This is a genomic window from Iocasia fonsfrigidae (assembly GCF_017751145.1).
GTDB classification, from domain to species: domain Bacteria; phylum Bacillota; class Halanaerobiia; order Halanaerobiales; family DTU029; genus Iocasia; species Iocasia fonsfrigidae.
On sequence record NZ_CP046640.1, the window covers coordinates 837,999 to 862,016 of the forward strand.

15 protein-coding genes, 1 riboswitch and 1 other annotated feature are annotated in these 24,018 nt (G+C 35.5%); of the genes, 11 read left to right on the plus strand and 4 right to left on the minus strand.

Annotated features, from left to right (window positions below; genetic code table 11):
* The first annotated feature begins 599 nt into the window (after nt 1-599).
* From GM661_RS04115 to GM661_RS04145, 7 genes are all read left to right on the plus strand, one after another.
* Entirely contained in the window at nt 600-2,489 is a 1,890-nt protein-coding gene (locus tag GM661_RS04115; protein WP_230868864.1) for an S-layer homology domain-containing protein, read from the plus strand.
* A 417-nt stretch (nt 2,490-2,906) separates the two neighbouring features.
* Entirely contained in the window at nt 2,907-3,557 is a 651-nt protein-coding gene (locus tag GM661_RS04120) for a helix-turn-helix transcriptional regulator (RefSeq protein WP_230868865.1), read from the plus strand.
* Between the two features lie 11 nt (nt 3,558-3,568).
* Nucleotides 3,569-4,378 (plus strand): pyruvate, water dikinase regulatory protein, encoded by an 810-nt coding sequence (locus GM661_RS04125; RefSeq protein ID WP_230868866.1) that lies wholly within the window; start codon nt 3,569-3,571, stop codon nt 4,376-4,378.
* Nucleotides 4,379-4,590: 212 nt separating this feature from the next.
* Nucleotides 4,591-5,568, plus strand: a complete 978-nt coding sequence (glpX, locus tag GM661_RS04130) for a class II fructose-bisphosphatase (protein ID WP_230868867.1) — start codon at nt 4,591-4,593, stop codon at nt 5,566-5,568.
* 193 nt (nt 5,569-5,761) lie between these two features.
* Nucleotides 5,762-6,742 carry a GGDEF domain-containing protein gene (locus GM661_RS04135; protein WP_230868868.1) on the plus strand — a complete coding sequence of 327 codons (981 nt, stop codon included), beginning with the start codon at nt 5,762-5,764 and terminating at the stop codon, nt 6,740-6,742.
* A 127-nt stretch (nt 6,743-6,869) separates the two neighbouring features.
* The gene (locus GM661_RS04140; protein WP_230868869.1) at nt 6,870-7,400 is read left to right on the plus strand and encodes a phosphatase PAP2 family protein; all 531 of its coding nucleotides are present in this window, start codon (nt 6,870-6,872) and stop codon (nt 7,398-7,400) included.
* Between the two features lie 34 nt (nt 7,401-7,434).
* Entirely contained in the window at nt 7,435-8,589 is a 1,155-nt protein-coding gene (locus tag GM661_RS04145; RefSeq protein WP_230868870.1) for a glycosyltransferase family 4 protein, read from the plus strand.
* Between the two features lie 51 nt (nt 8,590-8,640).
* Here the strand turns inward: GM661_RS04145 and GM661_RS04150 are convergent, their stop codons facing one another.
* Nucleotides 8,641-9,555, minus strand: a complete 915-nt coding sequence (locus tag GM661_RS04150; RefSeq protein ID WP_230868871.1) for a prenyltransferase — start codon at nt 9,553-9,555, stop codon at nt 8,641-8,643.
* Nucleotides 9,556-10,197: 642 nt separating this feature from the next.
* A riboswitch (Lysine riboswitch) is annotated at nt 10,198-10,386 on the plus strand.
* A 112-nt stretch (nt 10,387-10,498) separates the two neighbouring features.
* Between GM661_RS04150 and GM661_RS04160 the strand changes: the two genes are divergently transcribed.
* From GM661_RS04160 to GM661_RS04170, 3 genes are all read left to right on the plus strand, one after another.
* Entirely contained in the window at nt 10,499-12,052 is a 1,554-nt protein-coding gene (locus GM661_RS04160; RefSeq protein WP_230868873.1) for a Na+/H+ antiporter NhaC family protein, read from the plus strand.
* A gap of 404 nt (nt 12,053-12,456) precedes the next feature.
* The gene (locus GM661_RS04165; protein WP_230868874.1) at nt 12,457-13,116 is read left to right on the plus strand and encodes an NUDIX hydrolase; all 660 of its coding nucleotides are present in this window, start codon (nt 12,457-12,459) and stop codon (nt 13,114-13,116) included.
* Between the two features lie 78 nt (nt 13,117-13,194).
* Nucleotides 13,195-13,431 (plus strand) — a binding site (T-box leader).
* A 68-nt stretch (nt 13,432-13,499) separates the two neighbouring features.
* The gene (locus GM661_RS04170) at nt 13,500-16,145 is read left to right on the plus strand and encodes a valine--tRNA ligase (RefSeq protein WP_230868875.1); all 2,646 of its coding nucleotides are present in this window, start codon (nt 13,500-13,502) and stop codon (nt 16,143-16,145) included.
* 7 nt (nt 16,146-16,152) lie between these two features.
* Here GM661_RS04170 and otsB read toward each other — a convergent pair whose 3' ends face one another.
* Complete coding sequence (gene otsB, locus GM661_RS04175; RefSeq protein ID WP_230868876.1) at nt 16,153-16,941, minus strand: trehalose-phosphatase; 789 nt, start codon at nt 16,939-16,941, stop codon at nt 16,153-16,155.
* A complete protein-coding gene (locus GM661_RS04180) occupies nt 16,916-18,334 on the minus strand; it encodes an alpha,alpha-trehalose-phosphate synthase (UDP-forming) (RefSeq protein ID WP_230868877.1) in 1,419 nt (472 codons plus the stop codon). Before GM661_RS04180 ends, otsB begins: the two co-directional genes overlap by 26 nt.
* Nucleotides 18,335-18,800: 466 nt before the next feature.
* Between GM661_RS04180 and GM661_RS04185 the strand changes: the two genes are divergently transcribed.
* On the plus strand, nt 18,801-20,015 hold the full coding sequence (locus GM661_RS04185) for a pyridoxal phosphate-dependent aminotransferase (protein ID WP_230868878.1): 1,215 nt from the start codon (nt 18,801-18,803) through the stop codon (nt 20,013-20,015).
* Between the two features lie 19 nt (nt 20,016-20,034).
* On the opposite strand, the gene GM661_RS04190 is transcribed toward GM661_RS04185, so the two are convergent.
* Complete coding sequence (locus GM661_RS04190; RefSeq protein ID WP_230868879.1) at nt 20,035-23,895, minus strand: DUF445 family protein; 3,861 nt, start codon at nt 23,893-23,895, stop codon at nt 20,035-20,037.
* Nucleotides 23,896-24,018 lie beyond the last annotated feature (123 nt).

Sequence of the window (24,018 nt, forward strand, 5' to 3'; positions counted from 1 at the left end):
TCACAAAATTAATTTGAATAACAAACTTTTATAAAATCAAGGATGAATAGCTTGACAGAGAAAAAAACTTATGTTATATTAATAGTACAATAATGGAAATAAATCATTATCGCATAATACGACAAATTATTTATATTAATATGAGACAATCCAATAATTAAATACTACATATTTTATTACATACATATTATTATTTAATAAGTCAATTAAACTTTGCCAGGAGGAGTTATCTCCTTACAGGTGCTGTTATTTAATCTTTCTACCCTTGATTTTGGTTAAATAAAATTACTTGTAAGACGAATAAATTTGCGGGGGGCACCGCCTTCTCCTGGTTTTTAAAAGTCTTTATAGCATATAATACTTTTATAAGTAGAGCTATACTTATCTTGAACATTTGCTAATATTAATTAAGGGGGGATGGAGAAAATTAGTTTAAAGGCAAATGGAAGAAGATATTATAGACTGATTTGTCTATCTACTTTAAGGACAATATGAGGTTTAAGGAAACTAGGACACTTAATTCTTTTTTGTCGATTTAAAGTTAAAGATGAATCAGGCAATATATCAAAAATCAAACCGAAAAATGAAAGGGGATTTACATGAAGAAATTTGTTATTGCTACATTTTTAGTACTTGCTTTAACTGCTTCTGCCTTTGCAGCTTCTTTCGCAGATGTGCCTTCAAGTCACTGGGCATATGAAGCAGTTAACAAACTTGTTGCTTCCGGTATTTTATCCGGTTATCCAGATGGGACTTTTAAAGGCCAGAATAACCTGAGCCGTTATGAAATCGCTGTTGTTGTTGCCCGTGTTCTTGACCAGATTGAGGCAGAACAGGCTGCTTTAGCTGATGGAATTGCTGATGCTGATAGTCTGAGTGTTGGGCAAGCACAGCAGGTTAACGAAATCGTTAAGGCTATTGTTGCTAAGAATACTGGTGAAGAATTAAGTGACGAACAGGCTAACGAGGTTCGCAGTATAGTTCAGGCCCTGACTTTTGAATTCAGGCCAGAACTGAAAGAAATTGGTGCTGCTGTTGATGCTTTAGCAGTAGATGTTGACGAATTAGACTCCAGGGTAGCTGCTCTAGAAGCACAACCTAGGGATAATGTTAGTATCACTGGTACTGTAAACAACATCTTCGAAACCGCTGACTATGGAGATAAAGACGTTGATGCCTTTGCGACTGCCATAGTATGGGCCGACGATGATGCCTTAGATGAACAAGATGATGATGATGACCTGACAGGTGTTATTGACTCAGATGATATGCCAGCAGCTAAGGCCTTCTATCAGGAAATTGATTTAAATATTGGGGCTAATGTTGATGATATTAGTTTTAATTTAGCTGTAGATACTATTAGTAATCTATTTAGTGAAACTGATACAGCATTTGCTGGTTATAAACTCGGTCAAGCTACAAATGAGAGTGACTTTAAGATGGATACAGGTTTATTAACCATTTCTAAAGATGCCTATGCCTTTAAAGCAGGGGATTTTGAGGATTATGATATTGACCCTTACTTTATTGATGATGAAGACATGGAAGGTATTGAAATAAATGCCCCACTTGCTGATCTTGATTTTAAAGTATTTGCAGTAGGTGAAGATGAAAATGATGGAGAAGACCTTGAAGGCGATTATTATGGTGTAACTGTTACAAATGAATGGGATAATGCTAAATTAACTGGAAAATTGTACCATGCAAGCCTTGAAGATACTGGTGATGATGATAATACAGTAACTGATTTTGCTATAGCAGCTGAAGGTAAGGTTACTGATGCTCTGACCTTGGGTGGTGAAGTTGTCTTCAATCAAAATAACGGTTATGATGCTGATGGTAATGAAGCTGATGAAGATGATACACTCTTTAATGTAAATGCCAGCTATCTCCTGACTGATGTAGTAACACTGCGCGGTTTAGTAGAAAGTGTTGGTGAAGACTTCAACTGTGTTGATACTGTCTTATCTGACCTGGAAGAAGATAATAATTACGACAAATTCAATCTAGGTGCAGATTTTGTCTTAAATGCTAACAATACTCTGAGTGCCGATTACACCTTAGTTGATTCTGATTATGATGATGATAAAGAAGATAAGAATGTCTTTGGTGTTGGCCTAGAAAATACTACTGGTAAATTCACTAATAGTGCATCTATTGAATTCACACAGCATGATGAATACGTCGATGATAGTGATGTAACAGTATTGAAATTAGGTACAGATTATGCTATGTCTGATGTAACTACCATTGGTGCAGATTTAGTATACAAATCAGCTGAGGATTATAGAGTTGATTTTAATGGTGTTGAGGAGAAGTTTAAAGACTTAAAATATACTTATCTAGTTTTCAATATTGATCATCAGTTATCTGATAATATCAGCTGGTTGAATGAAGTACAATTAATTAATGGTGATTTAGACGATGTTGCTGAAAGTTATGATGTTGAAGGTAATTCCTTCAAATCTCAATTATCAGTTAGCTTCTAAAACACCTTAAGAGATGCAATAAAGTCCTGGAGAATTATTCTCCGGGGCTTTTTTTATCCAGAGCATGACAAGGGGACGGTTCGTTTGTCATATTTATTTAAATCAGAAGATAACCAGGTAAACATCTTTTTTTAAAATAAAAATGTATAAGTTCTCACTAAAAGTGTTATACTACTGATACCAGCAGTGTTTCTTTTTACTATTTAAGATAGTCAAAAGAATAATACTGCTGGTTTTTTTATTTTAAGGCAGGGGATTATTGAATTTTTATAGAATTATTAGCTATAAGTATTTAGTGACTTATACAAGTTTAAAAGTATTATTTCCCTAAGAATTATGATTAACTAGGATTTAAGTGGATTCATTGTGTGGTATAATATTATTACTAATGATTATATCAATAGTAATAAGGGGGGGATGACAATTAATCTTACCGAGAGACAGCAGAGGATTATTGAGATTGTTAAAGATAATGACCCAATAACCAGTAAGGAGATTGCTAAACAGCTTAACTTAAGCCGTGGTGCCCTGCGTTCAGACCTGTCTGTGCTGACCATGGCCAATATCCTGGAAGCCAAACCACGGGTTGGTTATTTCTATTCCAGGGATAATTCTTATTTGAGGGATTTTGATGAACTATATGGTCAGAAGATTAAGGAGATTAAATCAGCAGCAGTTGTGGTCAAAGAGGAGGCCTCTGTTTATGATACAATAGTTACATTATTTTTAAAGGATATAGGCTCTCTGTTTATCATCGACCAGCAGGAAAGTCTGATCGGGGTAGTCTCCCGTAAAGACCTCCTGAAGATAACTATCGGTGAAGGGGACATAAAAAAAATGCCAGTCAGTGTTATAATGACCAGGATGCCGAATATTATTACTGTGAAGGACGAAGATACTATCCTGGAAGCGGCCAAATTAATTGTTAAATATAAGATTGACAGCCTGCCTGTCGTAAAAATTGAGGAAGGCTCTGCTGAGAGTGGTCAGCAGCTATACAAAGTTATTGGTAGGGTGACTAAAACCAATATAGCCCGGGTTTTTGTAGATTTCGGTTTAAAGATATAGGAGGGATATAAATGACAGAGAGTACTGATAATATTACTATTTATACTATCTCTGATTTTACAGGTAAAACAGTTAATACTGTCGTAAAATCGGTTATGATTCAGTTTGATTTAGCTGCAGCCAGTATTAAAAAATTCAATAATGTATGTAGTCTTGAAAAATTGTCAGGGATTATTGAACAGGCCAGGGAAGAAGAAAACCCTATTTTAGTCTATACACTTGTCCTACCGGAATTATGTCAGTATCTTGAGGATAGGGCAGCTGAATACAATCTGCTGGCTATTGATATAATTGGACCATATCTTAACCAGTTTTCTGAAATTATTGACCGCCAACCACAGCTGGAGATTGGCTTGAGTTATCAGATCGACCATGAAGTATTTCAAAGAATCGAATGTATTGATTTTAGTGTCAGGTGTGATGATGGAAGGGATTTGAATAAATTAACAGAGGCAGATTTTATTATTATTGGTGTTTCCCGAACCTCTAAAACCCCCTTAAGTATGTATTTAGCACATCAGCAATACAGGGTTGCTACTATCTCCCTCTCTCCAGAGGTTATTGTTCCTGCTGAATTATATGAAATTCCAACTGAGAAAATAATTGGTTTATCAATTGATCCGCGTGTACTGCAGAAAATTCGATCCTACCGGGTAGAATTAATGGACTTCAGTTCTGAAATAGACTATGTCAAATTACCCCGTATCAAAGAAGAGATAGCCTATGCTAATCAGGTAATGGATGAAGTGGCTTCAAAGATTATTGATGTGAGTTATAAATCTGTTGAAGAGATTGCTGTGGAAATATTAAGAACAGAGTAGCTATACAATTTTGTTTAAAAATTCAAAGCCTCTACTTAAAAGTGTAGTATAATTAATGAATATTACCTTGAACAGTTCATATAATAGAATATAGTATACACTAATAAACTATTATTACTCTAAAGTGTTGCAAATAAAGTTAAAAAATAGTATAATAGTACACAACATTAAGATACTTAGTACATAATAATAAGTAGAGGGAGAGATGATCATTGAAAAGGGGATTATGTTTTGAACTGGTTAGAGTAACAGAAGCAGCGGCTCTGGCTGTGGCCCCCTGGAGGGGTAAAGGAGAAAAGGAACAGGCAGACCAGGCGGCTGTAGATGCAATGAGAAAGGCTTTAAACTCGATTGATATCACTGCAGAGGTTGTTATTGGTGAAGGGGAAAAGGATAAGGCCCCTATGCTGTATATCGGTGAGCAAATTGGTTGTGGCTTAAGCCCTAAACTGGATATTGCTGTTGATCCAGTAGAGGGAACTAGTCTGGTGGCCAATGGTTATCCCAATGCCTTATCAGTTATAGCATTGGCTGAGGAGGGGAGACTCCTTAAAGCCCCTGATATGTATATGAAAAAAATAGTTGTGGGAAAAAAGGGAAAGGGAAAAATTGACCTACAGTCCTCCCCTACGCAAAATATAAAGAATACAGCTGCTGCCTGTGGCAAGGCGGTAAGTGATATTACTGTAGTTGTTTTAAATAGACCCCGCCACCAGGAGCTTATCAGGGAAATTAGGGAAACAGGTGCCCGTATAAAGTTGATACCTGATGGAGATGTTGCCGGTGGGATTGCTGCTGCCCTGGATGGTACTGGAATCAACCTCTTAATGGGTATCGGTGGTGCCCCGGAAGGGGTCTTGACTGCTACAGCAGTTAAATGTTTGGGTGGTGAAATGCAGGCCCAGTTGTATCCGGTCCATGACTATGAAAGACAGCAGGCTAAGAAAATGGGTATTAATGATTTAAGCAGGGTCTTGATGACAGATGACCTGGCCGGTGGCAGTAACCTTGTATTTGCTGCTACAGGTATTACCACAGGTGAATTGCTAGATGGTGTTATGTATAACGGGAGCCAGGTTATTACCCACAGTTTGATCATAGAGAATAATAACAAAATCAGAAAGCTGGCCAGTACTCATTTAAATAAAGGTCTTGATAGCTGTTTCTGCCAAAAAGTAATAAATATATGACAGAGGGATGTTTCGTTTGTCACACTATTTAAAAGCCGGAGTGATGAACGAAACTTTTTTATTGTGATTACTTTTGTTAATTTTGTGTTAACAACTGGTTAATTTCGTTATTTATTATTTACTTTACTTCAAAAAAACTGTTATAATCTAAGAAATGGCTGTTTTTGAGAGTCTGCTTGTAGGGGAGATTTATATGGATATCCATAAAGCTATTATTGGTAAAATAGCAAAGAGCTATAGTAATGGGTCTGTATCCTCTGATAAAAAAACAAAGGAAGTTGTTTCCTTGTTTAAAATGGATAATCAATTGGGAAGGGTAGTAATTGTAGAACATGGAAAACCCATTGGTCTGGTGATGCGTGATAATATTTTTTACCGTCTGGGCAGTCAATTTGGATATTCACTGTATATGGATAAATATATTAGTAAAATAATGAATAAAAACCCGTTAATACTGGATTATAATACACCTATTCTTCGAGTATCTCAACTGGCTATGAGTAGAAAAAAGGCTAATCTCTATGACTATATTATTATTACCAAAGAGGAAATTTATTATGGGACTGTGTCTATCAAGGAGTTATTAATTCATGTTTCCCAATTAAAAGTTGCCGAAGCCAGGGATCTAAACCCATTAACAAATTTACCAGGTAATAGGCTTATTGAGGAGGATATTACTCATAGAATTAAAAATAAGGATATTTTCTCTGTTTTATATCTAGATCTTGATAATTTTAAGGTTTTTAATGACAATTATGGGTATAAAAAGGGAGACAATATAATTATATTTACTGCTGAGCTACTAAGAGATGCTATCAAAAAGTTTGGTGGTAGCAATGATTTTATAGGGCATATTGGTGGTGATGATTTTTTAATTGTTACAGAACCATTAAAGGATATCAAAATAAGCGAGTATATTATTGAGCAATTTGATAAAAATGTCCTGAGGTTTTTCAGTGAAGAGGATATAAGAAATGGTTATATGGAAGGAAATGATAGGATGGGTCATTTTTATCAAATGCCATTAACCTCTATTTCTATAGCTATTATAAGTAATGAAAAACAGAGAATAGATAACCATTTACAGATAAGTGATATTGCAGCTGAACTTAAAAAACATGTCAAAAATAAGGCTGGTAGTAACTATATAAAAAATCGTCGTTCTAATTATTAATATGTTGTGTTAATAAATTTCTTTTATAAATATTAACAAAATTTAATCTATTTTTTACATAATTGATAAATTCCCGAAACATTTAAGTGATATAATTAAGATAATTCATAAATGGGAGGGGATTTAATTGAATAGTATAGCAGATAAATTATTAATTAAGGATGTTCAGGTTTTTAACTACCTGAATAGAAGGTTGAAAAACAATTTAGTAAATAGACTTATGTTACTTATAACCAACCTTGGAGGTGCTCCTTTTACAATTTTTTTTACTATATTTTTTATTTTAATAAAACCATCTTTTCATCCCTATCTAGGTTGGGAATTACTACTGGTATTAGCAAGTAGCCATTTATTAGTTCATATTATAAAAAGGCTAATAAACCGGCAGAGACCTTATGTAGAACTTGGTAATATAGAAATATTGGTAGAGCCATTTGAATCGTATTCCTTTCCTTCCGGTCATACAACAGCCAGTTTTAGTATTGCTTTAACACTCTCCTTTTATCTATCATTTCTTTTTCCAATTGTAATCTTACTAGCCCTATTGGTTGCTATTTCAAGGGTATACCTGGGAGTCCACTATCCATCTGATGTGCTTGTTGGAATTATGATAGCTTTTATATTTTCTTTTCTTATACATTATTATGTCTTTATATAATTTTTAAATATATTTCAACTGGAGGGATGTATAAATGAGGATTGCTATATTTACAGATACATTTTCCCCACAGATTAACGGGGTAACCAAAAATCTTGACCTTTTGCTGGAGTATTTTGATAATTATGGTATTGAATTTATAGTCTTGGCGCCTAATGTAGGTAGTGTTAGTGAAAATGAATATGAGGATAAAGTAGTCCGGATAAATAGCTTTGATTTTTTTCTCTACCCGGAATTAAAATTCTCTCTTCCAAACTATTTTAAATTCAAAAAAATATTAGCTGAGTTCCAGGCAGACTTAATACACCTGGTTACCCCTTTTAATATTGGACTAAGTGGGTTATATTATGCTAAACATAATGAAATTCCCTTGGTGGCTTCTTATCATACTAATTTTGATCAGTATCTTGAATATTATAAGATCAAGTTTTTAGAAGAGGCAGCCTGGAAGTATTTAAAATGGTTTCATAATCAGGCTCTCTGTAACTACTGTCCATCAAGAGATACATTGGAACAGTTAAAGCAAAGAGGTTTTAAAAATCTGGATATTTGGGGTCGGGGGATAAAGGCAGAGTTTTTTGCACCTTCTTATCGTGATTTAAACTTCAGAAAACAGCATGATCTTGAAGGGAAAATTGTATTTTTATATGTCGGGCGTCTGGCCAAAGAGAAGAACATATCATTATTATTTGACAGTTTTGAAAGGCTTAATAAAAAATATCAGGACAGGATTGCTTTAATAGTAACTGGTGATGGTCCGCAAGCTAGGGAGTTAAAAAATACTGCTTCTACTAATATAATTTTTACTGGTTATCAAACCGGGGAGGAACTATCAAAGGTCTATGCCTCTACTGATGTCTTTGCTTTTCCCTCTGTTACAGAGACATATGGTAATGTTATAATAGAAGCAATGTCTTCAGGCCTGCCAGTAGTAGCAATAATGGCAGGGGGAATTAAAGAAAATTTGATAGATGGATATAATGGTATTGCTTGTTATAATAATGATCTGACTGAGTTTACTGAGAAATTAGAGAGGATTATTCGTGATAATAAACTGCGAAAAAAATTAGCAAGCAATGCTAGAAAACATGCTTTAAAACAAAACTGGGATGATGTCTTTAAAAGACTTCTCAGTAGTTATATAAAAATAATTAAGGAAAATAAATCTCTTTCTAATATTTCTGCCTAAGAGAAGTCTGGCCGAACCTCAAGGCAAAAGATATAAAATTGATACTTTGTTTCAAAAAAACCTGCTAATTACTAGGGTTGCTGCTAGGCTTCCTCCAAATTCAATATTTAGACTGGCCATTTTATAGTCTATTCCCAGCAGATCATTTTGATTTTGGGCGTAATAGATAGTCTTGATTCTATTAACTGCCAGGGGTAGAGTTATTAAAACCAACAAAGACCATGCGGGCAGAAGATTTTTATAGATCAGGATTGTTAACGATAGGTAGGCAGAGATAATCAAAAAATAATAATAATATCTTGCAAATTTAAAGCCCATAACTACCGGGGCAGTTTTGATACCTTTTTTCTTATCATTTTCATAGTCCCTTAATTCGTTGGAGTGCTGCATAGCAGTTATCAAGAAACTGACAGGTATACCAACCCAGACTGGATACCATGCCTGTATACCAGTCTGAATAAGGTATATTCCCCAGACCATTATTACTCCCATCCATAAAAAAATAGATGGGCCGCCAAGACCATAGTATTTATAGTTGATAGGCCTGGCAGTGTAAAAAAAGCCAGCAAAAGCCCCAATAGTACCTACCAAAAATATAACCCAACCCCTGAGTAATGAAAGGTAAATTCCAAAAGGAATACTTAAAAAAAAGCACCATAGACCTACTTTGTAAAATTCTTCAGGTTTAATTTTGCCTTTGACTCTATTTAACCCACTGGAACTTAAGGAATCTCCATGATCCAGGCCTATTATATAATCAAAATAATCATTAATTAGGTTTGTTCCGGTATGTATAAGCATTAGTGGTATCATACTTATCAAATGTAGCTTAAGGTCAAATATTCCGTGATAAAAAGCCAGGGCAGCCCCGACACTGGTTGAAACTGTAGTAGTTGCAAAGCCAAATGGCCTGATGGCAATCAGCCAGTATTTCAGTCTACTTAATGTTTCTGTTTTATTTAACATTATATTTCCTCCGATTCATAGTTTTCTTTGATTCCTCATTTATTATTTGTAAAAACATAGTAATTATACCATATATAATTATTTTTAATTAAGTCGGGATGGCGAAGCCGCTTTGTCCAATGTTAAGGAAATTATGTGATTTTTGAGATTATGGATAACTTTGAAGACCGACAAATATATTTGTTTCCCTTGTCGTGCACTATGGCGTCCTGCCTTCGTTTACTGTCGAGAAATTGTCTTTCGGCGTCCATGCCTCCAGCCAATTTCTAGAGTCGTCCAGTAAATATATTGGTCTGGTTTATGATAAGTAGTTAACTTTGAATGAAAAGTGGTTCTAAGAAAAAATTAATAATTAGTGATTGAGTATGGGTAGCGCGAAGCCACTTTTTATTATCAAAGTAAGATTTAAAAAATCACAATTAAGCAGGAGAATATTTAAAATTGAAGAATCATATAAATAATGTAAAGGTATTTTTCTGTCACATAGTTACCGCAAAAAAACTTTAATTTTGCAGGAGAATATAAAGGACTAAAGAACTACATAAATAGTTTAAAAATAAAAAGAGAACAGGGGTAAAGACTAAATGGCGTGACAAACGAACCGTCCCCCTGTCATATAATGTGAGATTGCCTCATCTTATTAGATGGGGTAGAGGCGCGGAAGTGATCAGTAGTTATAGGGCCAGTGAACCTTTTGCCTATAATGAAAGGCAGTTCTGCCGAAGTCCTATTTTAAGGGTTCAATGAATAGGGCTGGTTCTGTACAGAATATGTGCAGGACTGTCATTGTGAGATTGGAATATTATTTCATAATGGAGTACTATCCTCATTTAAATTGGGAGGTGGTTTCTACTGGTAAAGAGAGTTATCCAGCAGAAAGTGCTGGATTGTTTTTTGCTTAAGATTTTGTGGTAAAAGAAGACTTAATGAAGGAGGAAGTGTAATGGATAATTATGGAATACTATCATTGGTTCCACCGTTGCTGGCAATAGTACTGGCCTGGCGTACTAAAGAGGTTATTTTATCGCTTTTTATAGGTGTTTTTGCAGGTGCTATGCTTATGGCTGATTATAATCCGCTTGTTGGTTTTATGGAAACACTTGATAAGTATATGCTGGGTTCATTATCTGATTCATGGAATGCTGGGATTATAGTTTTTCTACTGGCTATGGGGGCTATGATAGGTGTAATTAATAAGGCAGGTGGTGTTTGGGCGATTGGTGAATATGTGGCTAGAAAAGCACATTCAGTTAAAAATACACAATTTGCTACCTGGTTAATGGGGATATTCATTTTCTTTGATGATTATGCTAATACCTTGATTGTAGGTAATACGATGCGCCCTATTACTGACAAGATGAAGATATCCCGGGAAAAACTTTCTTTTATCGTAGACCTGACAGCAGCTGCTGTTTCAAGTATTGTTCCTATTTCGACCTGGATAGCATTTGAGGTTGGTGTAATCAGGGATGGACTTAATGCTATTGGTGTGGAACAAAGTGCTTATACTACTTTTGTACAAACTATACCATATAGGTTCTACAGCATTTTTGCCCTGGTCTTTGCCTTGATATTGATCTATACTGCCAGGGATTTTGGGCCAATGTATAAGGCTGAAAAAAGGGCAAGATTAACTGGTAGAGTGATTCGTGAAAATTCTACACCCATGGTTTCCAAAGAATTAGAGGCTATTGGAAAACCTGAAGGTAGGAGTTTTAATATATTTGATTCTTTTCTACCGATATTTGCTGTAATTTTAGTGACTATTTACGGCCTCTGGTATAATGGTGGTGGAACAAGTCCTGATAAGACAATCTGGCAGGCTTTTGGAGATGCTGATGCCAGTATAGTATTACTCTGGTCATCTTTTGCTGGTATTCTTGTAGGGGGATTACTGGCTTTGATTAAAAGAATTTTATCTATCTCTGAAATTATGGAATCGATTATTGATGGTGCTAAATCTATGTTAATAGCCTGTATGATCTTACTACTGGCCTGGTCTATTGGTGGAATTACAGAAGACCTGGGGACGGCAAATTACCTGGTTAGTGTTTTAGCAGGTAGTATTCCACCTTTTCTGGTACCTGTGTTACTATACATAATATCAGGTTTTATTGCTTTTACTATTGGGAGCTCATGGGGTACTGTAGCAATTGTAATGCCTCTGGCTATTCCGCTGGGTTTTTCTATTGGTGTACCACTACTTCCTACTATTGCAGCTGTACTAACTGCTGCTGTTATGGGTGATCACTGTTCTCCTATTTCTGATACTACGATTATGTCATCTACTGCTTCTGCTGTAGACCATATAGATCATGTAAGTACCCAACTGCCGTATGTTTTGATTGTTGGGGCTGTAGCTTTATTAATAGGTTTCCTGCCGGCTGGTTTTGGGGTATCATGGTACTTCTTATTACCCCTTGGGGTTATAGCCCTATACCTGATTGTCAGGTCTATAGGGAAGAGTGTCAAAGAAGAGGATCTATTAATTTCTTAATCATTTTTCAAATTATAAGCTGTTGAGCAAGAGGCGTTGTTTTATTGGCGTCTCTTTTTTATAGCTATATAAGTAGGACTTAAATATAGCACTTTTCTGTTCCAGCCAATTATATTAATTCCGCTTGTCGTGCGCCACAGGCACTCCGTATCTAAACAAACCGTACAAGAACATTAAGGTTGCGTTACGACGTCCTGCCTACGTGAAAAATATACGACGCTCTCGATGAGCTAGTATCTAAGCTATCATTGCGTAAGTTAAAAGAAAGCTTAGACTAGTCGCTCCATTAATATAATTGGCTTACACTAAGCATTAGTGTGAATAAATTAAATGAAACTTATATAGTTAGATAAAATAATATATGATATAATAATTTGTAGTGAGTAGAAAAAGAGGGTTATTTAATGAATAGATGTGATTTGCAAAAGGTGGTAGCTAAATTACCTGAATATCCAGGAATAATAGGAAAAGAGGAAATTTTTTTTAACTCTGCTGTTTTAATTCCATTACTTGAGATTGCTGGGGAATATCATTTTCTTTTTGAGGTTCGGGCAGGAAATATTCGTCAGGGGAATGAGATATGTTTTCCTGGTGGTAAATATGAGCCTGATCATGATGCTAATTACCAGGAGGCAGCTGTGAGAGAAACTGTTGAGGAGTTAGGAATACCCAGAGAGAAAATAATTGTTAAGGGTGAGCTGGGGACGTTTCTGGCACCTATGGGGGCTAGTATAGATTCTTTTCTTGCTGTATTAAAGATTAAAGATACAGCTGAATTGATGATTAATAAAAAGGAGGTTAAAGAGGTCTTTACAGCACCAGTATCTTTTTTTAGAGATAATTCTCCGGAAGAATATAAAGTAAGACTTGAGATCCAGCCATTTTTTAAGGATGAGAATGGTAGAGAAGAGATCTATCTGCCGGCTAAAGACTTGGGTCTGCCGGAAAGATACCATAAACCATGGGGTGGGAAGAGATATGATATTATTTTATACCGCTATCAAGAGAAAATTATCTGGGGTATTACTGCCCAATTAGTTAGAGGCTTTATAAATCTGCTGTAAATGGAATTTTTAAATAAAATTTTGCAATTTGACTTGACAAATCAAGAAATTTTGTATATTATTATAAAAAATGTATATATGGATACAATGAAGGGGAGGAGTAATTCAGTTTATTCTTAAGAGAGAAGGATTCATTGGCTGGAAAATCCTTTAGAAGTGACTGGATGAATGTCGCCCTGGAGTAGCCACGGCTGAAAAGAAGTAAGTCTGGTCGGTTTTGATACCGTTATAATAAATTAAAGAGTTATTTAACCTGTTTTTATGGTAGAATAAAATTAAGGTGGTACCGCGAAAAGGTCCTCTTTCGTCCTTAGATGGATGGGGGAGGATTTTTTAAATGGGAACTAATATTTTGTTGATAATAGAAATAAGGAGGCAATATTATGACAGATCTACCGAAAACATATAACCCTGATATTGTGGAGGGAAAATGGTATGATAAGTGGGCTGAAAAGGGATACTTTGCTGCCAGTTTTAAGCCAGAGCGGGATTCATATAGTATTGTTATGCCCCCTCCTAATATAACAGGGCAGCTTCATCTAGGACATGCCCTGGATAATGTCTTTCCAGATATTTTAATTAGATGGAAGAGAATGATGGGGTATAATACACTCTGGCTGCCAGGTACAGACCATGCCAGTATAGCAACTGAGAAAAAGGTTGTTGATCAAATAAGAGAGGATGGCCAGGAAAAAGAAGACTTCGGCAGAGATGGTTTTCTGGAAAAGGCCTGGGAGTGGAAAGAGGAATATGGTAATAGGATTACTAAACAGCTGAGGAAACTTGGTTCTTCCTGTGACTGGTCACGTGAGCGTTTTACAATGGATGAGGGTTGTTCCCGTGCTGTCAGAGAGGTTTTTGTAGAGTTATATGATAGGGGTCTGATTTATCAGGGGGATTATATTGTTAACTGGTGTCCAGACTGCCAGACAACTGTATCTGATATTGAGGTTGAACATGAAGACCATGTCAGTCACATCTGGCACCTTAGATACCCCCTCAAAGATAGTAATGAATATATTGTAGTTGCTACAACTCGACCAGAGACCATGTTGGGTGATACAGCTGTGGCGGTAAATCCATCTGATGAAAGGTATCAGGATTTAATCGGTAAAATGGTTGTTCTACCCTTGATGAATAGGGAGATACCGATTATTGCTGATAATTTTGTTGATCAAGAATTTGGAACAGGAATGGTCAAGGTTACACCAGCTCATGATCCTAATGACTTTGAGATGGGACGACGCCATGAGCTTGAGCTTATTAAGGTAATTGATGAGAATGCGGTCATGACAGAAGTGACTGGTAAATATGCCGGGCTTGACCGTTATGAATGCCGTAAACAGGTAGTTGCGGAGCTGAAAGCAGAGGGACTGCTGGATAAAATAGAGGATTATGAACATTCAGTAGGCCAGTGTTACCGTTGTGATACTGTTATTGAACCCCTGGTTTCTAAACAGTGGTTTGTTAAGATGAAACCCCTGACAGAACCAGCTATTAAGGCAGTTAAAGATGGTAGAATACGATTTGTACCTGAGAGATTTAAAAAGGTTTATTTAAACTGGATGGAGAATATTCAGGACTGGTGTATTTCCCGCCAGCTCTGGTGGGGTCACCGCATACCTGTCTGGTATTGTCAGGACTGTGGCGAAATAATAGTTAGTAAGGAAGAGGTAGTAAGTAAGTGTACTGCCTGTAACAGTGAAAATCTTGTCCAGGAGGAAGATGTACTTGATACCTGGTTTAGCTCAGGACTGTGGCCTTTTTCTACTATGGGCTGGCCAGTAGATACAGAGGAACTGGCCTATTATTATCCAACTGATGTACTGGTAACTGGTAGAGATATCATTTTCTTCTGGGTAGCCAGAATGATCTTTATGGCCCTGGAATTTATGGATGAGGTGCCCTTTAAAGATGTATATATTCACGGACTTGTCAGGGATGCCGAGGGGCGTAAGATGAGTAAATCACTGGGTAATGGGATAGACCCGATTGAGGTGATTGATGAATATGGCTCAGATGCACTAAGGTTTACCCTCATTACCGGTAATACCCCTGGAAATGATATGAGATTCAGGGAAGAAAGACTGGAAGCAAGCCGTAATTTTGCCAATAAAATATGGAATGCAGCCCGTTTTATTTTGATGAATATTGAAGATGTTGATTTTGACGGCATCAACCCTGATGATTTAAAGTTAACACTGGCAGATAGATGGATATTAAGCAGGGTGAATAAGGTCAATTCTAATATCGAAAAGGCTTTAAATGATTATAATTTTGGAGAGCTAAGCAAGATACTCTATGATTTTATCTGGAGTGAGTTCTGTGACTGGTATATTGAATTGATTAAATCCCGTCTCTATCAAGACAAAGACCTGCAGGCCAAAGAAACAGCCCAATATATTGGTGTTACAATACTGGAAAAGATTTTAAGGCTGCTTCACCCGGTTATGCCGTTTATAACTGAAGAGATCTGGCAGCAGCTTCCTGGTACAGGAGAAAGTATTATGATTGCTCCCTGGCCAGAGATTGAGCAGGGTGTTATTAGTGATGAAATAGAGGATAAGATGGCTTTAATAATGGATGTAATTAAGTCTATCAGGAATATCAGGAATGAGATGAAGGTTAATCCAGGTAAAAGGATAAAGGCTATACTTAATTCACCAGAGGGAAAATTTGATATTTTACAGGAGGGTTATAATTACATTAAGGATCTGGCCCGTCTCAAGGAACTCTCTATAGAAATTAATATAGAAGAAAAACCAGATAAATCATCAACCTCTATTGTCAGTGGGGTAGAAATCATTTTACCACTGGAAGGTATGGTTGACCTGGATAAAGAGATTGCCCGGCTAGAAAAAGAATTGGAAGAGGTAGGCTCTGAGATTAAGCGGGCAGAAGGGAAGCTGGCTAATGAGGGTTTTGTGAATAAGGCCCCTGGACACCTTGTCCAGCGTGAAAGAGAGAAACTCCAGGAGTTTAAAGAGAAGAAGGTAAAGCTACAGCAGAGCTTAGATGATTTAAGGTAAAAATATATTATTTATTAAGTATTTTTAATTCCTGCAAAAATTCTAATACCTCAGTAGGGTTTTTAACAGTATAGTCTGCTGAGGTATTAGTTTTATTTTCATTTTCTACATAGATGCCTATACCATTATTGAGTATCTTAAAGACATCTTCATCTGTGCTGTCATCACCAATATAGATAGGTAAGTAACTATCTATTTTATTTTTCTCTTTAATTTCCTGGATTAGCAATTTTACAGCATCACCTTTATTCCAGAAACGAGGGCGTATTTCAATTATTTTACGTCCAGGCAGTATTTCATACTCCCGTTTTCTTATTATTGTTTCAAGGTGTTTAATTATTTTATCTTTATTTATTGTAGTAGGGTGGTGTAGGGTTAAGACCAGTCCTTTGTCTTCAAGGGAATAATCAGGGTCTATCAGGTATTCTTTTTTAAAAAAATCCCTGATATTGTTTAAGTCAGTATTTTTTAACCCCCTATCCTTTCCGGGGGAAAGCTCATTTCCATCAGCAGTGATTATCTCCAGGCCGTGGGTTCCAGCATAATAAATGTCTTTAAGATTGATAAATTTTCTTAAGTCTTTTAGCCTTCTGCCAGTAATGAGGCTGATGGAGTATTTTTCAGTATCATTCAGGTGTTTAATAAGTTCAATAACTCCAGGGAGGGGATAGGCTTCAGCTGGATTGTCTGCAAAAGGAGCCAGGGTACCATCATAGTCAAGAAAGAGTAGGATAGAGTTATATGTGCTAATTTCTTCAAAGACTTTATTTTTACTTATGGATAATTTTTTGTTCATAGACACCCTTCCATTCCTTTAAAAAAAGATCTCTCCACCAGTTCAGGTCATATTTCCTAACCTTTTCTTTAAGACGGTGCATCCTTTCTGTTTTTTCCCATTCAGGCATTTCTAAGGCCTGGTGAATGGTTTCTGTAACCCCTTCTACATCATAGGGATTTACCTGTAAGGCATCCTTCATTGCCTCAGCTGCTCCGGCAAATTCAGATAAGATTAGCATTCCATTATTACTGGCAGCTACATATTCTTTAGCAACCAGATTCATACCATCTATTAGTGGTGTTATCAGGGCTACATCAGCGGCATTATAATAAGGTAGTAAATCATCCTGTTCCATAAATTGATGAAAATATTTGATTGGTGTCCAACCATCCCGTTGATAGCGGCCGTTTATATCACCAATTGTTCTGTTTATTTCTTCCCTCATATCCTGGTATTCTTCTACACCGGTTCTACTGGGGGATACCCGCTGTACCAGGGTGACTTTCTTGATATATTCGGGGTGTTTTTCAAAGAGATGGTCAACTGCCTGTAATCTTTCCAGGATGCCCTTTGTATAATCAAGTCTATCTACACCAAAAATAAGTTTTTCAGCTGAATATAGTTCTTTAATTTTTTTTACTTTTTGATCCATGTCCTTAGATTTTACTGCAAAACTCTGATAATCGACACCGAGTGGGATAGCTGTAACCTTTGTTTGATGTCCGTTAAATTTAATGGTATTCTTTTTTCTATCTATTTCTGCACCGATTTTTTGAGCACAGTTGAGGAAGTTTTTAACATATGACTGGGTATGGAAGGCAATAAAATCACTTGCCAGTATTTGTCTAATCAAGATATTGCGCCAGGGTATAGTTCTAAATGATTCCCAGGCAGGCCAGGGTATATGCCAGAAGAAAGCCAGCCGGGTTTTTTTGTTTTTTTGTCGTATTAGTTCAGGAACCAGTGCAAGGTGGTAATCATGAATCCAGATATAGTCGTCAGCATTAGCTTCTTCAAGGGCTGCTTCAGCATATCTTTGATTAATTCGTTCATATGCATCCCAGTATTCCCTTTTAAAATTGGCCTTTTCAATAAAAGAGTGGCAGATAGGCCAGAGTATTTCATTGGAAAAACCATGATAAAAACCTGCAATATCTTTTTTACTAAGTTTTATTCGTTTAAGTTCATAGCCATCTTTATCAGGTACTATAACTTTGCTGTTTTCATCAACTACTTCAAAATCGGCCTGACCACGTCCCCAGGCAACCCAGACCCCTTTTTCTTCCTGCATAAGGGGATCAAGTCCAGTTGTTAAACCGCCAGCCAGTTTTATACACTTAATCTTACCATTCTTTTTTTCATGTGCATAGGGTTCACCATTAGATACAAGTATTAACCGGTTATTATTCATCTTATATCACCTCTCCAAGTTTATTATCTTACCGGTTTATTTTTGTGTATAAAAACTGCTTTCACCTAAGTAATTTTTCGCAAAACTCCTCTATTATTATGTTAACAATAACTATTATCAAAGTCAAGGGTAAAAGAATATTATTTACCAGAAGTTAACATTCATCATATAATAAAATGATTAAATTATATAAAGTAAACCAGAGTCATATTATTTATATTATTAAATGAAAAAGAGAATGATGTCTTAAATAAATGAAAAAATGTTTTCAATTTACTTTAAAACATGTTAGAATATCTTTAAGAGTCTGTTCGAAAAGTATCAATTATACCACCTGGGATTATATATCCCTTCACTCAACGGTAGCACCTTAACTTCGTTCAGGGATATATAATCCCCTATTTATATCTTTTTGAACACACACTTTAACTATTAAAAAAATATTATTTACTCGGGGGGTTTAGAGATGGATATGATTAAAAAATCAGTTAAGTTAGATAATGTTTGTTATGATATAAGGGGACCGGTCCTGGATGAGGCGAAACGGCTTGAGGAAGAAGGATATAATATTATCAAATTAAATACGGGTAATCCTGCTCCCTTTGGTCTGGATGCACCTGATGAAATAATCCATGATGTAATATTAAATCTAAAAAATGCCCAGGGTTATTGTGACTCTAAAGGTATTTTCCCTGCCCGAAAATCAATTATGCAGTATTATCAGAAAAAGGGAATTATGGATCTGGAGATAGAAGATATCTATATTGGTAATGGGGTTAGTGAATTGATAGTTATGGCTATGCAGGGCTTGTTAAATAATGGTAATGAAATCTTGATACCTGCTCCAGATTATCCCCTATGGACAGCCGCGGTAAATCTTTCAGGGGGTACAGCAGTACATTATTTGTGTGATGAACAAGCTAACTGGTATCCAGATATTGAAGATATAAAAAGTAAAATTAATGACAGGACCAGGGGTATTGTAATAATTAACCCCAATAATCCCACTGGGGCAGTTTATCCTAGAGAGGTGTTGGAGTCGATTGTTGAGCTGGCTCATCAGCATGACCTTATTTTGTTTGCTGATGAGATATATGAAAAAATATGCTATGATGGACTACAACACACCTCTCTGGCAACATTGACTGGGGATTTATTGTGTGTAACAATGAGTGGTTTGTCCAAATCTCATCGCGTAGCAGGTTTCAGGGCTGGCTGGATGGTTCTTACCGGGGATAAGACAAGGGCTAAGGGTTATATAGAAGGCTTAAATATGCTGGCTTCAATGCGGCTCTGTAGTAATGTAACATCCCAGTATGCAATTCAAACCTCACTTGGTGGGTATCAGAGTATTAGTGACCTTGTTGCTGAGGGTGGACGTCTGAAAGAACAAAGAGACCTTACCTATCAGAAACTAATTGAGATACCCGGGATAAGTTGTGTTAAACCCAGGGCAGGTTTTTATTTATTCCCTAAAGTAGACCAGGAAAAATTCAATGTTAAAGATGATGAAAAGCTGGCCCTTGACCTATTATTACAGGAGAAAATTCTCCTGGTTCAGGGGACTGCTTTTAACTGGCCTGACCCGGACCACTTCAGGATTGTATTCCTGCCCCGCAAGGAAGAATTGGGTGCTATTATGGAGAAACTCAGTAATTTCCTTACATCATATCACCAGTAGGTAGATAGCTGGTTTTCCTTTAAAATAAGCTAGTTAATAAACCGATTAAACCACCTATCCAGCCGTATACCTCAAGTCTCTGGAAGTAATCACCTGCAAAGGAGTAGAATAGTTTTTCGATTTTACGGGCATCCATATTATTTATCTGTTCAACGGTAATCTTATGGATGTCAATTGTGTTTACTAGGTCAATAAAATTATTATCTACTGACTCAAAGACCGCAGCCACTGCTAATTCCAATAAAAAATTGCCTGTTTCTTCTTTAATAATATCCTCTTTTCTATCTATTAAATTAGCCAGGAATTCTTGTAGTTGCATATTGATCTCTTTTCTTTTTTCTCTGTTAAGGTAAATTTTCTCTATACTGCTGGAAAGGTCTTTTCTTAGATAATTATAATTTATTAAGGGGGACTGCTTATTATTTGACAGTAGTGCATTAAGGGCCTGGTTGATAAAGTTATTAAGGGATTGACTTTTTAGTAATTTTTCTAAACACTGCCGGACAGTAGGATATAGCTCATCTTGATCTATACTATCCAGTTCTACAGCAAGCCCGTCAGGGAAAAGTGCATAATATAACTGATGAGAAAGCTCCTTAACTCCTTCTTTAAGTTGGTAATTCTTACTGCTGATTTCTCTACTGAAAAATTCTATATCTTCATTTAAATTAAGTATTAGCTGTTGCAACAGTTTAGTCCCGGTATTATTAGTTGGCTTGACAAGGGGTTTAAAGAGATTCATGATTTTACTGCTAAGGACATTATCACTTAAAATATTTTTAAGTATTAACATTATCCCTCTCTTTTTTAGGATTGGGCTTATTGGGGTAGGGGGGTAAGTAGCTATTTCTGTTAAATATTCTACTGACTTTTTATTTATATTCCCTTCTTCTTCCTTGATTAATTCTGGTAGTTCTTCATCAATTAGAATATCTACTATCCTGTCCAGGGTTTCATTTATATTCAGCATTTTACCTATTAGCAGCCAGAGTCCGGACTGTTCTTGATTGTGTTTTCTCAGGTTTTTTTTAAGATCCTGACGACTTATTTCCAGAAAAGCTATTAGTTTGTCAGCTAGATAATTTGACGGGTCAATATTTTTTGCGGCATTTTCAGTTAAAGCAGACAAGTGCTTATTAAATTGCTTATCAATAAAGCAGGCGGTTTTTTCCTGGAAAGAGGATGAGTTAATTATTTGGGCAGTAATCTTTTCCAAGACAGCTGTTTTAGTATCCTTTTTAACAAATGATTCTGTAAGTGCTCTAAGCATATTTTCCACTGTTTTCTCATTTGTATTATTAAAACTGTTTTCTACTACCTTGTCAAGATTCTCCAGTAAGTAGGTCTCGACATTAAAGTCATTACTTTTTTTAAGTAGTTTTTCGATGATTTTGGTAATTACTGTACTTATCTTATTTAGCTGTTTATTATTTAATTTCTTTAGATTAATTTCTTCTGTCAAAAGGATAGTGTTTTCCATAAGTTTAATTGACTTCTGACAGATAGTATTCCTTTTTTGATAGCTAGTCTTAATTATATTTTCGCTAATTCTGTCCAGGTTTTTATGTAGAAGTTCTTGAAATAAATGGTTTTGATCTTTTTTAATTGTATTAACAAGACTTACTTTGAATTCATTTTTCTTACCTTTGAAGAATCTATTTATTGAATTAATATTGAGTAATTCCTGATGGACAAATTCCCCCAGGGTTTGAGCAAGACGTTTTTTCTCCCTGGCAATAACACCTGGGGTGAAAGGTACCTTCAGACCGAAGAATTTTTTCTTCTGATAGGGTTTAAAAACCATTTTCAGGGCAATAACATTTGTTAAATAACCAATAAAACCGTAGGTAAGGACTGTTAAGCCGAGATTAAATTGACCTCCTATCTTGAGGTAATGTCTTAACAAAAAAAGTAGTGAGGCAGAAAAACTCCCCAGTATCCCACCGAAAATAGTAATTGGTTTCAGCTCTCTACCGATGAATTCCTCCAGGATATTTTGAATATCTTGATCAGAGATGGTTTTTAGATTATCACTGATTGTTTTAGCTATTTTTCCATCCAGGAGGGTGGGGAGTTTATCCTGTAGTATTTTGGTAGTAGTAAGCTTTATCCCTTTGGTAGATTGTATTTTATTAAGCTGTTGTAAGAGTGAGTCCAGCTTAATATCTGTTGAATTCTTAAGTAGCTGGCTGGATTTCTGGCTTAATATAGGACTAATAATTTCTTCGGGATTAAGTAAGTTATGTATTGTTTTTTTATTTTTTTCTTGATAAATGCTGCTCAGTTTGTTTTTTAAGCCGGGCAGCTGTTCTTTGCTAAGGTTTATTAGTGATTTATGATAGTTAAGTATTTTATTTTCCGTAAAAATATCATCAATTGAAAGTCCATTTATTTTATCAAGAACACTAATTAGCAAGCTGGAGATATTATAATTTGAATCTTTATTGTAGACTGTCTGCTCAAGTAGTAATTCTAAAATATACTTTTTGTTTTTGGCTATTAAAGAACTTAAATCTATTTTGATTATCTGTCCTATTTTTTGTCTGCTTATTTTACGGGCTGTTAAGTCAAATTTTTCCTGTTCTAAATACTGGATTATTTTTTTCTGTAGTTTCTTGGCCAGTATTTTTGAGTCAATAAGCTCATTATTCAGTAATAAAGATACTAAATCTGAAATTTTCTTATCTTTAAGATGATTTATCAGTTGTTGTGATAATTGTATTTTATTATGATTCTTCTTACCCTGTAGTATATTAATGAATTCTTTACTGATATTGTTTTTTTGGCTGATACTGTTATAAATATAATTTTTTATATTAGCTTGTAGATTGGAGCCGTTTACTTTTTCTGCTGTCAGGCTTTTTTTGACTGCCCGGTCTATTAAATCATTTATTTTTTGATGATTATTACTGATCCATTTTGACAGGTCATTAAGTAAAATATTAATGTATTTATTAAATTGCTGTTCAAGATTTTCACTGCTTATTTTCCCCAGACTTATATCCAGTGATTCAAGGAGCTTAAACAGGGTTTTCAGGAGTTCTTCCAGGGCAGCTAAGCCTTCACTGCTGTTAAAAAAAGATATCAGGGCTTTACTACTGTTGTCTATTAGTTCTGTAGTTTGCCGGGCACCCAGGAGTTGGACAGGGGTCTTATTTTTCAGCCTGTTCTCCATTTTTTGAATAGGCTTATCAAGTTCCATTTTATTATATATTCTAAGTAGGGATTTTAATATTTCATTCCTGTTATTTTTTCCTGTTTGGATAAAAGAGTTATTAGCTGCTGAAATGAGCCTTCTTGTTATACTATCAAAGGATTGCTGTGCTAGGAAGTCTTCTATTTTACATGCCCTATGTTCACTATATAACCTCAGTAAAAGTGTTTCTGTAATTTCTTTGTTTTCGATTATAGGAATTATATTTTTACTTAGATTATCTATGATATATCTAAAATGTTCTGGACTGATCAGCTCTTCCAGGGTAAGTGTTTTTGTTATAGGATAGAGCAAAGTAGCTATCTGCTGGGTGGAGTTTTCCAGGCAGCTGGCTATATTATTTATTGTTTCTAAAGAAGCGGGAATGTCCTTTACTTTAAGTTTAGCGAAAGCTTGATAAAGGGTATTATCTAATAAATCATCTATAATGTGATTTAAGACCATTTTAAATTCTTTTTTATTAAGTTCATTACTGAGGGTGTTACTATTAATTATCTCTTCTTCCACAAGTTTACTGATGTTCTTTATAAAGTCTTCTTTGGTTTTAATAATTACGCCCCCCAAAGGGCCGTATTTTTTAAAAAGCATTTTAATGGCAATACTATTGGTGGTATAACCAGTAAAACTGCCGCTGATTAGTTCGATTAGTAAGGATAGGTAGTTCAAATTATAACCCCCTTTAGAATCCCTTAATTGTATTATACACAATAACAACCCTTACTTTCCATTAATTATAAAAAACAGCTGTAAAAATGATTTAAAATGCTCAAAGATTCTTTAAATATTTTT